The organism is Streptomyces sp. NPDC037273, assembly GCF_055603625.1.
Genome location: NZ_JBVJVO010000003.1, coordinates 203,796 through 215,475, shown reverse-complemented (window position 1 = coordinate 215,475; position 11,680 = coordinate 203,796). Strand labels below are relative to the sequence as shown.

8 protein-coding genes and 1 pseudogene are annotated in these 11,680 nt (G+C 75.0%); 1 reads left to right on the top strand and 8 read right to left on the bottom strand.

What is annotated here, in order from left to right; translation table 11 throughout:
• The first annotated feature begins 50 nt into the window (after positions 1-50).
• Entirely contained in the window at positions 51-1,604 is a 1,554-nt protein-coding gene (locus ACZ7G1_RS10295) for an alpha/beta hydrolase (RefSeq protein WP_470872537.1), read from the top strand.
• Between the two features lie 57 nt (positions 1,605-1,661).
• Here ACZ7G1_RS10295 and moeZ read toward each other — a convergent pair whose 3' ends face one another.
• The 8 genes and pseudogenes from moeZ to ACZ7G1_RS10255 all read right to left on the bottom strand — a co-directional run.
• The gene (gene moeZ, locus ACZ7G1_RS10290) at positions 1,662-2,840 is read right to left on the bottom strand and encodes an adenylyltransferase/sulfurtransferase MoeZ (protein ID WP_319309980.1); all 1,179 of its coding nucleotides are present in this window, start codon (positions 2,838-2,840) and stop codon (positions 1,662-1,664) included.
• A gap of 63 nt (positions 2,841-2,903) precedes the next feature.
• Complete coding sequence (locus tag ACZ7G1_RS10285) at positions 2,904-3,647, bottom strand: spherulation-specific family 4 protein (RefSeq protein WP_470872538.1); 744 nt, start codon at positions 3,645-3,647, stop codon at positions 2,904-2,906.
• On the bottom strand, positions 3,635-4,606 hold the full coding sequence (locus ACZ7G1_RS10280) for an NAD-dependent epimerase/dehydratase family protein (RefSeq protein ID WP_470872540.1): 972 nt from the start codon (positions 4,604-4,606) through the stop codon (positions 3,635-3,637). The genes ACZ7G1_RS10285 and ACZ7G1_RS10280 overlap by 13 nt, the downstream gene beginning before the upstream one ends.
• A gap of 199 nt (positions 4,607-4,805) precedes the next feature.
• The gene (locus tag ACZ7G1_RS10275) at positions 4,806-6,125 is read right to left on the bottom strand and encodes a hypothetical protein (protein WP_470872542.1); all 1,320 of its coding nucleotides are present in this window, start codon (positions 6,123-6,125) and stop codon (positions 4,806-4,808) included.
• Positions 6,126-6,138: 13 nt separating this feature from the next.
• On the bottom strand, positions 6,139-7,815 hold the full coding sequence (locus ACZ7G1_RS10270; RefSeq protein WP_470872787.1) for a glycosyltransferase: 1,677 nt from the start codon (positions 7,813-7,815) through the stop codon (positions 6,139-6,141).
• A gap of 218 nt (positions 7,816-8,033) precedes the next feature.
• Positions 8,034-9,671 (bottom strand): dipeptide ABC transporter ATP-binding protein, encoded by a 1,638-nt coding sequence (locus tag ACZ7G1_RS10265; protein ID WP_470872544.1) that lies wholly within the window; start codon positions 9,669-9,671, stop codon positions 8,034-8,036.
• Positions 9,668-10,657: an ABC transporter permease gene (locus tag ACZ7G1_RS10260; protein ID WP_470872545.1), complete on the bottom strand. Its 990-nt coding sequence runs from the start codon at positions 10,655-10,657 to the stop codon at positions 9,668-9,670. Before ACZ7G1_RS10260 ends, ACZ7G1_RS10265 begins: the two co-directional genes overlap by 4 nt.
• Positions 10,654-11,574: pseudogene (locus ACZ7G1_RS10255) on the bottom strand (ABC transporter permease); the annotation flags it as partial. The pseudogene ACZ7G1_RS10255 and the gene ACZ7G1_RS10260, both read right to left, overlap by 4 nt.
• Positions 11,575-11,680 lie beyond the last annotated feature (106 nt).

Sequence of the window (11,680 nt, the reverse complement as noted above, 5' to 3'; positions counted from 1 at the left end):
ACAGCCGTGCCGCCTAGGATGGCCGCCTTGCCGGGATCCTGGGGGAACACATGTCCATACGTGTACGCATGACCGTGCTGGCCGTGACGGGGGTGCTGGTCGCGGGCTGTACGAGCGGCGGCGGCGCGACCGGGACGACGAAGACCCCGCCGGCCACCACCGACGCGAAGCCCACGGCGACCACCACCGGCTCCGCCTCCCCCGCGCTCCCCGCCTCCCTCACCGGCCAGCGCCCCGACTGGAAGCCCTGCGAGGCGGCGGAGGGCGGGCAGCGGCCCGGCACGGAGTGGCGCTGCGCCACGGTGAAGGTCCCGCTCGACCACGCCGAGCCCGCCGGGGAGACGATCCCGGTCGCGCTGATCCGCAAGGAGGCGCGGAGCAAGAGCGGCCGCGTCGGCTCGCTCCTCTTCGACTTCGGCGGGCCCGGCGCCTCCGGCGTCGACATCCTGCCGCAGGCGGCGGAGGAGTACCGGAACCTGAACCAGCGCTACGACCTGGTCGGCTTCGACCCGCGGGGCGTCGGCCGCAGCGCGGGCGTGGTCTGCCGGGACGACGCCGAACAGGCCGCCGCCGAGGCCTCGGTGGACCTCGTCCCGGACACCGCCGCCGAGGAGCGCGCCTACCTGGCGGACGGCGCCGCCTTCGCCGCCGGCTGCGCCCGCCGCTCCGGGAAGCTCCTGCCGCACACCACGACCACCGCCACCGCCCGCGACATGGACCTGCTCCGGCAGGTCCTCGGCGACGACAAGCTGTACTACTTCGGCATCTCGTACGGGACGCAGCTCGGCGGCACGTACGCGCACCTGTTCCCCGCGCGCGTGGGCCGGATCGTGCTCGACGCGGTCGTCGACCCGACCGCCGACACCACCGGGCACGCCCGCCACCAGACGGTCGGCTTCCAGCGGGCCCTGGACAACTACCTGAAGAGCACCGGCCAGGACCCGAAGGCCGGCACCGAGCGGATCGCCCGGCTGCTGCGGAAGCTCGACCGCGAGCCGCTGCCGGTCGGCGGGCGCAGGCTCACCGAGGGCCTGGCCCTCACGGGCATCGCGGTGACGCTGTACGGACAGGCCAACTGGCCGCTGCTCACGGAGGCGCTCGCCTCGGCCGAGCGCGGGGACGGCGCCGGGCTGCTCGAACTCGCCGACTACTACAACGACCGGGACGCGAAGGGCCATTACGCCACCCAGTCGCACTCCCAGCGGGCGATCTCCTGCGCGGACTCCAGCGAGCGGCCGACCGCCGCGCAGGCGAAGGCGCTGCTGCCGGAGTTCCGCCGGCTCTCCCCCGTGTTCGGCGCGTTCCTGGCCTGGGACACGGCGGGCTGGTGCGCGGGCTGGCCGGTCGAGGGCGAGCGGCGGACGCCGGAGGCGAGCGCCCTGGGCGCGGCCCCGATCCTGGTCGTCGGCACGACCGGCGACCCGGCGACGCCGTACGAGGGCGCCGAGAAGATGGCGAAGGAGCTCGGGGACGGCGTCGGGATCCTGGTCACGAACAAGGGCGAGGGCCACGGGGCCTACGGCACCTCGGCGTGCGTGACGCGGAAGGTCGACGCGTACCTCCTGAACGGCAAGGTCCCCGAGTACGGCACGACCTGCGGCTGACGCGGACGCGAAAGGGCCCGGACCTCGCGAGGAGGTCCGGGCCCTTCGTGCGTACTCCTAGTACACCGGCTTCTCGGGCTCGATCTGGTGGACCCAGCCGATCACGCCGCCGCCGACGTGCACGGCGTCCGCGAAGCCCGCGGACTTCAGCACGGCGAGGACCTCCGCGCTGCGCACACCCGTCTTGCAGTGCAGGACGATGCGCTTGTCCTGCGGGAGGTCCTGGAGGGCGGTGCCCATCAGGAACTCGTTCTTCGGGATCAGGCGGGCGCCCGGGATCGAGACGATCTCGTACTCGTTCGGCTCGCGGACGTCGATGATGTCGATGTTCTCGCCGTCGTCGATCCACTCCTTGAGCTGCTTGGGAGTGATCGTGGAGCCGAGCGCCGCCTCCTGGGCCTCCTCGGACACGACGCCGCAGAAGGCCTCGTAGTCGATGAGCTCGGTGACGGTCGGGTTCTCGCCGCAGACCGCGCAGTTCGGGTCCTTGCGGACCTTCACCTGGCGGTACTGCATCTCCAGGGCGTCGTAGATCATCAGGCGGCCGACCAGCGGGTCGCCCACGCCGGCCAGGACCTTGATGGCCTCGGTGACCTGGATGGAGCCGATCGACGCGCACAGCACGCCGAGGACGCCGCCCTCGGCGCAGGACGGGACCATGCCCGGCGGCGGGGGCTCCGGGTAGAGGCAGCGGTAGCAGGGGCCGTACTCGGACCAGAAGACGGAGGCCTGGCCGTCGAAGCGGTAGATCGAGCCCCAGACGTACGGCTTGTTCAGCAGCACGCAGGCGTCGTTCACCAGGTAACGGGTGGCGAAGTTGTCCGTGCCGTCGACGATCAGGTCGTACTGGCTGAAGATGTCCATCACGTTCTCGGCTTCGAGCCGCTCTTCGTGGAGGATCACGTTCACGTACGGGTTGATGCCGAGCACGCTGTCGCGCGCCGACGCGGCCTTGGAGCGGCCGATGTCGGCCTGGCTGTGGATGATCTGGCGCTGGAGGTTCGACTCGTCGACCTCGTCGAACTCCACGATGCCGAGCGTGCCCACGCCGGCGGCGGCCAGGTACATCAGCGCCGGCGAGCCGAGGCCGCCGGCGCCGACACACAGCACCTTGGCGTTCTTCAGCCGCTTCTGCCCGTCCATCCCGACGTCCGGGATGATCAGGTGGCGGGAGTACCTGCGGACCTCGTCTACGGTGAGCTCGGCAGCCGGCTCGACCAGGGGTGGCAGCGACACGGGGACTCCGGTTGTCGGTATGTCAGTACGGTTGTTCTCCCCGTAACACTGCCACGCCCCTTCTCATTCCGAGACACCCGTTCCGATCCGCGAGACGATTTCGTCCCAGTAGCCGGGCAGGGTGTGGAATTGGTCGCTTTGTCCCGGCCGGCCCGCGCGGTCCGTGAAGAAGATCGTCCCCGCGCCCTGCCAGCGGGCGACCCGCAGGGCCTCCTCCAGGTGGGTGCGCGGCACCCCGTGCACGAGGTGGACGAACTTCGCCTCGGCGTAGTCGGCGGTCCACTCCGCCACCTGTGACCAGCGGTAGTCCACCCAGGAGCCGGAGAAGGTCACCAGCTGGTCGGCGATCTCGGCGTACCCCGGATGCGGGTGGGTGCCGTGGCCGAGGACGACGTGGCACTCGCCGCCGAGGACCGCCTCCAGGGTCGCGGTGAGCCGGCGGGTCCCGGCCAGGTCGGCGCGGTCCGCGGGCGCCCGGTCCAGGTAGAAGCCGTCCACCTTGTACCAGTCGAGGAAGCGGTGGGCGTCCGAGACCAGCTCCCCGAAGGGCCGCCGGCCGTGGGCGGCGTCCAGGTGCCCGAGGACCCTGACCCCGGCGTTGCGGAGCTTCCCCGCCGCTTCCAGACAGTGCGGGTCAGGCCGGCTCCCCGGGCCCTCCGCGACGTTGAGGACCGCCCAGTGCACCGGGGTCCCGGGGCGGGTCAGCTCGGCCCACTCGACCGGGGCGAGGAGCGGATGGGCGTAGCCGGGGACGCCCACGCCGAGCGCCTGGACGGCCCCCGTGGCGGTGGTCGTCAGATGCGGCACGCCGCCTCCATCCAGATGTCGGCGAGCGACTCCTCCAGATTGATCCGGGGCCGCCAGCCGAGCCGGTCGCGGGCGGTGCGGACGTCGGCCTGCTGCCAGGTGCCGCAGCCGTCGGGGTACGGGTACGGGGCGGCGGCCAGCTGCTCGGCGATGGTCCCCTCGGTGCGGGGGGCGCCGATCATCGGGCGCTGCGGGATGCCGTGCGGGGCGTCCAGCTCGTGCAGGTTGCCGGAGTAGCCGGCGACCCGGGCGAGGACGGCGGCGGCGTCGCGGAGCCGGACCGCGCGGCCGGTGCCGATGTTGACCACGCCCTGGGCGGCGGAGAGCGAGGCCGCGTGCACGGCCCTCGCCACGTCCCGTACGTCGACGAAGTCGCGCTGCACGCCGAGGCCGCTGAGCTTGAGCTCGCCGTCGCCGGCCTGCATCGCCCGGCGCATCGCCTCGGCGAGCCGGCCGAGCGGGGAGCCGGCGGGCGTGCCGGGGCCGACGGGCGAGAACACCCGCAGGACGACGGCGTCGAGCCCGGAACCGAGGACGAGTTCGGTGGCGGCCAGCTTCGACACGCCGTACGGGCCGCCGGGGCGGGGCACGGCGTCCTCGGCGGTGGAGGAGCCGGGCTGGCTCGGCCCGTACTCCGAGGCGCAGCCGACCTGGACCAGGCGGGCCCCGCAGCCGCTGCGGCGCAGGGCCTCGCAGACGGTGGCGACGGCCACGGTGTTGTGCCGGGTGAGGTCGCGGGCGCCGCCGCGGGTGGCGCCCGCGCAGTTGACGACGACGCCCGGGTGGACGGCGTCCAGGAAGCGGGTGAGCGCTCCCGGGCTGCCGGAGGCGAGGTCGAAGCGGACGTCGGCGTCGTCGCCGCGGCCGAGGGCGGTGAGGTGGACGGCCGGGTCGGCGAGCAGTCGGTCGGCGACGAAGCGGCCGATGAAGCCGTTGGCTCCGAGCAGTAGCACCCTCATCGTGCGGCCCCTACGTGCCGACCGGCCGGTCCTTGGGATTGAGGGGTCATGGTCTTCGGTCTCCTTGCGGGGTGATGAGAGAGGTGACAGGGGGCGCCCGCGGCGTCGGCTCCGCGGGTGCCGGAGGGTTCCCGGCGTGAGGCTCGGCGGGGTGGTCGCTGTGCTCCCGGGGCCGTCGCCCGGGCCTCCTGCGGGGAGTTCACGGGGTGGCGTGGGCCGAGGCCCGGGCCAGGGCGCCGGTCGCGTGGGCCAGCAGGCCGAGCGCGGCGGCGCCGCAGACGAGGGTGGGTACGGCCCCGGTGCCCCAGGCCCCGACGAGGGCGCGCACCGGGGCGGCGAGCCCGTCGAAGCCGGGCAGCGGGACCCGGGCGGCGAGGACGCTCGCGAGGGCGAGGGCCTCGGCGGCGCAGGCGGCGCCGAGGGCCGCGCCGGCCGTCTCGGGAAAGCCGTGCACGGTGAGGAGCCGGGCGAGCAGCAGGAGCGCGCCGAGGGCGAGGGCGCCGGTGCTGAAGCCGGTGAGGCCGAGCAGGGCGGCGAGGGCGAGCAGCTGGACGGCCACGGTGCCGAGGAGCAGCGGCCTGGTGGCGGCGGCGAAGTCGGCGAGGCCCCGGCTGTCGGCGATCCGGCGGCGCGCCCGGCGGGCGAAGAGGTGCGCGCACCAGGCGGCGGGGGCGACGGAGAGGGCGAGCCCGACGAGGGGTCCCGGGGTGAGTTCCCAGGGCCCGTCGGGGCCTCCGCTGAGCACCTGGGCGAGGAGTCCGTCGCCGCCGACCGCGTACGCCAGGAGCCACAGCGTCCAGAGCCGTGCGGCGGGTACGGCTCCGCCGTCGGGCACCCGGAACGGTCCCTGCCGGACGGCGAGCACGAGGGCCGCGCCGAGCGCCGGCACGGCGAGCGCGGCGACGGCGACCCGCGCGGAGCCGTAGGCGAGGGTCAGGCCGAGGCCCGCGAGCCCGGCGACGGCTCCGGGGGCGAGCACGGCGAGCGCCCAGGGGGCCCGGGCCGGTTCGGGGTCCGGCGGGGGTGCGGTCCTCGCGGTGCCGCGCGGCACGCGCGCGTACAGCTCGTCGGCGAGCGAGAAGACGTCCCGGTGCCGGAAGCGCGCGGCGGTCCGGTCGGTGAAGCCCTGTGCTTCGAGGCCCGCGGCGATCTCCAGCGGGTCCACGGCGCGCTCGCAGAGCTCCCGGTGCCGGTGCATGAGCACCTTGACGGGGTCGGCGTTCCCCCGGCGGGGCCGGGGTGCCGCGGCGCCCTCGGTCCTGCCGCGCCACGCGACACCGGGCGCCGGGGCGCCGGGGCGGTCGGGGCCGGGCTCCGGGAGCGGCGTCGCGGGCGCCTCCGGGGCCGGGGCTATCGCGGACGGCGGCGCGGTGTCCACCACGTCGGAGGGGTCGGCGGGTTCCGGCGGCCCGTCAGGTGCGGGCTCGTCGGGCGGCGGGATCAGGGCGGGCGTGCCGAGGAGGGCCTCGGAGCGGGCGTCCCAGGCTCCGGGGCTCGTCGGGGCGGCGGGGCCGCGCATGGGGGTGCCTCCTTCAGGCATCGGGGCCTCCCGAACCCGCGGTCACGGCCTGCGTCCAGCTGCCCGGCACATGGGCTTCGGCGGGGTGGGCGAAGGGCACGCCGTCCCCGGGGCGGTGGCGGACCGGCGCGTGGGAGAGGAGTTCGAGGTAGATGTCGCGGAACGCGGCGAGGTTCTGTTCGACGGTGAAGAGTTCGAGGGCGCGGGCGCGGGCCGCGGCGCCGAGCCGGTGGCGGCGCTCGGGGTCGCGGAGCAGTGCGAGGCAGGCGTCGGCGAGGGCCCGGGGGTTGCGCGGGGGGACGACGAGGCCGGTGCCGCCGATGATCTCGACGACCGCGCCGACGTCGGTGGAGACGGTGGCCCGCGCGCAGAACATGGCCTCGACGAGGCTGGCGGGGAAGCCCTCGACGACGCTGGAGAGCACGACGACGGCACCGGAGCCGTAGGTGTCCTCCAGGGTGGGGGCCTCGGGTCCGCCGAGTTCCTCGAAGGTGACGGGGTTCTCGCCGACGGCGTGCGCGCCGGCGGCCTCGTCGGGGAAGAGCTGGGCGGCGAGCCCCTTGCAGTGCGCGAGGTACGCGCCGCCGCCCGGTTCGCGCACGGGCACGGCGACGATCCGCAGCCGGGCGTCGGGCTGCCGGGCGCGGATCTCCGCGAAGGCGTGGAGGAGGGCGATGAGGTCCTTGGCGGGTTCGACGCGGCCGACCCAGACCAGGGTGGCGGGGTCGCCGCTCTCCTCGTCCTCGCCGACCTCGGCGAAGCGGTCGGCCGCCATGCCCGGGTGGACGGTCCTGATGCGGGTCCGGTCGGCGCCGCACTTCTCCTGCCAGCGGCGGGCGTGGGCGTTGCCCGGGGTGAGGAGGGCGGCCTGCCGGTAGGTCTCGGCGGCGAGCCTGCCGTGGAGGGCGGCGAGCAGGGCCCGCAGGGGTGCGGAGCGGTCGGCGGCCGTCGAGAGGTAGTGGGCGCGGAGCCCGACACCGTATTCGGTGACGAGGAGCGGGGTCCCGAAGAAGCGTTTGGCCAGCAGGCCGGGGAGGGCGGTGGTGCCTCCGGCGGCGGCGTGGCAGAGGTCGGCCGCGCCGAGGGCGTCCTCGGCGTACCAGTCGAGGGAGAGGGGTCGCAGGGCCCGCTCCAGGTGGTCGGCGAAGGCGAGGTGGTCGGGGAGTCCGGCGGCGGCCGCGCCCGGGCGTGCGCCGGGCGCGCGGCAGGCGGTCTCCAGGGCGCGGACCGCGTCGTCGGAGCGGAGCGCGCCGGACAGTCCGCCGCGTTCGCGGGCGAGTTCGGCGAGTGCGTAGAGCCCTTCGGCGAAGGAGGCCGCGCCGGGGGCTTCGGTGCCGCCGGTCTCCGTGCCGGCTTCGGGGTCGGCGCAGAGGCCGGTGGCGAGGGCGTGGAAGGCCTCGGTGAAGCGGCGGCGTTCGCGCCGGCCGTAGGCCCTGCGGCCGGCCAGGACCTCGCCGAAGGCGGCGCGTTCGAAGCGGCTCCTGGGCGTGCCGTGGGCGTCGGGTCCGGCCGGGTCGGCGGTGCGCACCACGCGGGCGTTCGGCGGGAGCGGGAGCGGGGTGCCGGGGCGGGCGAGGGCGTAGAGGTCGAACTGGTGCTGTCCGAGTCCGCGTACGAGCCGGTCGCACCAGAGTCCGGACTCACCGGTGGCGTACGGGTAGCCACCTTCCGTGAGCAGTCCGATCCGCACGAGCACACCCCCGATCTCCCTTGGCGGCGGCCACCGTTGGTCCGGCGACTCGCAGCGGGAAGAACGTAAGCGGAGAGACCGGTGGTGCGGCGGACGGTTGTCCGTCGCACCACCGGAAGGGGTGAATGCACGTAACTTTCGCACCCCGGTCGCGTTCTGTCGCGCTAAGCGGCAGAACGGTCACGGAGGGTCAGGCGGCGGCCTTGCCCCGGCCGGCGTCAGGCGGCGGCCGACTCCCGGCGCCGGTCCCGGCGTTCCGCGGCGAGGACCGGGTCGAGCGAGGGGACGGCGGCCAGGAGCCGCCGGGTGTACGGGTCCTGGGGCGCGCCGTACACCTCGGCGACGATGCCCTGCTCCACGACCCGTCCGGCGCGCATGACGGCGACCCGGTCGGCGACCTGCCGGACGACGGCGAGGTCGTGGGCGATGAAGACGAGGCCGAGGCCCAGTTCGGCCTGGAGTTCGGCGAGCAGGGCGGTGACCTGGGCCTGGGTGGTGACGTCGAGCGCGGAGACGGGTTCGTCGCAGACGATGAGGCGCGGTTCGGCGGCGAGCGCGCGGGCGATGCCGACGCGCTGGCGCTGGCCGCCGCTGAACTCGTGCGGGTAGGCCCCGTACCGGTCGGGGTCGAGCCCCACCCGGTCGAGCAGGTCCCGCACCCGCCCCCGTATCCGCGTCTCGTCGCGCTCCCCCGCCACCCGCAGCGGGTCGGCGATCGACTCGCCGACGGAGCGGCGCGGGTTGAGGGAGGCGACCGGGTCCTGGAAGACCATCTGGAGTTCGCGGCGGTACGGGCGCAGTTCCCGCTCGGACAGGGTGCCGATCTCCGTACCCCCGTAACGGAGTTCGCCGCCCGCCGGGTCGAGGAGCCGCACCAGCATGCGGCCGAGGGTGGTCTTCCCGCTGCCGGACTCCCCGACGACGCCCAGGGTCTCGCCCGCCCGGACGGTGAGGGACACTCCGTCGACGGCGGTCACGGCGGACTTGCCGCGACCGAACTCCCGCCGCAGGCCCACGGCTTCGAGGAGCGGCTCGCCCGCCGCGGCGGAGGTCCTGGCCGGTCCGTCGAGCCGGGGCACGGCGGCGAGCAGCCCGCGCGTGTACGTCTCCGCCGGGGCGCCCAGCACCTTGGTCACGGGCCCTCGTTCGACCTCGCGCCCGCCGCGCATGACGAGGACGTCGTCGACGCTTTCGGCGGCGACGCCGACGTCGTGGGTGACCAGGAGCAGCGCGGTGCCGGTCTCGCGCCGCAGCTCGTGCAGCAGGTCGAGGATCTGGGCCTGCACGGTGACGTCGAGGGCGGTGGTCGGTTCGTCGGCGACGATGAGCCGGGGTTCGCAGGCGAGGGCCATCGCGAGCAGGGCGCGCTGCCGCATGCCGCCGCTGAACTCGTGCGGACGGGACCGGGAGCGGCGGGCCGCGTCGGGGATGCCGACCCGGTCGAGGACCTCCACGGCCCGGGCGCGGGCGGCCTTCCGCGACACGCGGTGGTGGACGCGGTGGACCTCGGCGATCTGGTCGCCGACGGCGTAGTACGGGTCGAGGGCGGACAGCGGGTCCTGGAAGACCATGGCGGCCACCCCGCCGCGCAGCCGCCGCAGCTCCTCGGGCCCCGCCGTGCCCACGTCGATCCCGCCGACGCGCACGGAGCCGGTGGTCCGCGCGCCCGTGCCGCGGTGGAGGCCGAGGAGGGCGCCGGCGACGGTGGACTTGCCGCTGCCGGACTCGCCGACGAGCGCGAGGGCGCGGCCGGCCTCCAGGGTGAAGGAGAGCTCGTCGACGGCGCGTACGCCGCCGCCGAACTCGACGGTGAGCCGGTCGACCCGTACCAGCGGTGTGGTGGCGTCGTGCGTCATGTCAGGGCGACCCTTCGGTCGGCGAGGGCGTAGAGGAGGTCGGCGACGACGTTCGCGAGGACCACGGCGACGCCGGTGACGAGCACGATGCCCACGACGATCGGCAGGTCGACGTCGCGGACGCCTTCGATGAGGGTCTTGCCGAGGCCGGGGATGCCGAAGAGCGACTCGGTGAGGACGGCCCCGCCGAACATGGTGCCGAGGTCGATGGCGCTGAGCGCGATGACCGGCGGGACGGCGCCGCGCAGCGCGTGCCGGGCGACGACGGACCGCTCCCCCACCCCGTAGGCGCGGAAGGTGCGGATGTGGTCGTCGGCGAGCGTCTCCAGGGTGGAACTCCGGGTGAGGCGCGCGTACTTGGCGGATTCGAAGAAGCCGAGGGTGAGCCAGGGCAACAGCATGTTCCAGGCCCACTGCTCGGGGTCCTCGCCCAGGGGCACGTAGGTCGGGAAGGGCAGCCACTGGAGGTAGGCGCAGACCGCCATGAGCAGCAGCAGGCCCAGGATGAAGACGGGCGTGCCGGTGCCGGCGAGGGTGAGCACGGTGAGGGTGCGCTCGGTGAGCCCGCCGCGCCGGAGCGCGGAGAGCAGCCCGGTGCCGATGCCGACGACGAGCCAGATCACCATCGCGCCGAGGGCGAGCGAGGCGGTGGCGCCGAGCCGCTCCAGGATGACCTCGGTGACCTGCTGGTCGTTCTGGTACGACAGGCCGAGGCAGGGCGCCCCGCAGTGGGCGACACCGGTGCCGGTGGAGTAGTCGCGGCCGGCGAAGATGCCTTGGAGGAAGTGCAGGTACTGGGCGAACACGCTTTCGTTCAGGCCGAGTTGTTCACGGACCTGGGCGATCTGCTGGGGGTTGCAGCGTTCGCCGCAGGCGAGCTTGGCGGGGTCGCCGGGCGCGACGTAGAAGAGCGCGTAGACGAGCACGGAGAGCGCGAGGAGGACGAGCACGGCGCCCGCGAGCCGCTTCAGGACGTAGCGGGTCATCGGCCGCTCTCCTTTCGGGTGCCCACGCCGAGCCGGGCGGCCTCTCGGGGATCGAGGGCGGTGCGGACGGCGTCGCCGAGGACGGTGAAGGCGAGCACGGTCACGAAGAGCAGTCCGGCCGGGAGGAGTACGTACGCCGGGTCGGCGCGGAACCAGGTCTGCGCGGTCGACAGCATCTGCCCCCAGGACGGGGTGGGCGGGGTGACGCCCACGCCGAGGAACGAGAGCGAGGCCTCGACCACGATGTTGGTGGGCAGCAGGATCGCCGCGTAGGTGAGGACGGGCGCGGCGAGCGAGGGCAGCAGTTCGCGCCGCGCGGTCCGCCACCGTCCCGAGCCGGCGAGCCGTGAGGCGGCGACGAAGTCGAGGCTCTTGAGGGTGAGGGTCTGGGCGCGCACGATCCTGGAGGTGCCGGCCCAGCCGAGCAGTCCGATGACCAGGACGAGCAGCAGCGGGCGCGGGACGTCACGGGGGACGACGGCGGTGAGCGCGATGGCGAGGACGAGGAACGGCAGGGCGAGGAAGACGTCGGTGATCCGGCCGAGGGCGCCGTCGACCCAGCGGTTGCCGAGTCCGGCGGCGAGGCCGACGAGGACCCCGATGAGGACCTGGACGGCGGTGGCGCCGACGGCGACGAGCAGCGAGATCCGGGCGCCGTGGAGCAGCCGGACGAACAGGTCGCGCCCGGTGCCGGGTTCGACGCCGAGCCAGTGTTCGGCGCTCGCCCCGCCGAAGGTGCCGTACGGGACGCCGCCGCGGGCCGAGTCCACGAGGTCGTCGTGGTACGTGTACGGGTCCTGGCCCGCCAGGGCGGCGAGCAGCGGGGCGGCGGCGGCGAGGATGACGAGGAGCAGGAGGACGGCGGCGGAGGCGAGCGCGGCGGGCCGGGTGCGCAGCCGCCGCCAGGCCTGCCGGGCGGGGGGGGGGGGGGGGGGGGGGGGGGGGGGGGGGGGGGGGGGGGGGGGGGGGGGGGGGGGGGGGGGGGGGGGGGGAGGAGGGGGGGGGGGGAGAGGGGGATGGGGA

Coding starts and splice junctions, on each gene's coding strand:
- ACZ7G1_RS10275 (WP_470872542.1), bottom strand. CDS start 6,125: ATGCGCGGCCCCGCCGCCCCGACGAGCCCCGGAGCCTGGGACGCCCGC.
- ACZ7G1_RS10260 (WP_470872545.1), bottom strand. CDS start 10,657: ATGACCCGCTACGTCCTGAAGCGGCTCGCGGGCGCCGTGCTCGTCCTC.
- ACZ7G1_RS10280 (WP_470872540.1), bottom strand. CDS start 4,606: ATGAGGGTGCTACTGCTCGGAGCCAACGGCTTCATCGGCCGCTTCGTC.
- ACZ7G1_RS10265 (WP_470872544.1), bottom strand. CDS start 9,671: ATGACGCACGACGCCACCACACCGCTGGTACGGGTCGACCGGCTCACC.
- ACZ7G1_RS10295 (WP_470872537.1), top strand. CDS start 51: ATGTCCATACGTGTACGCATGACCGTGCTGGCCGTGACGGGGGTGCTG.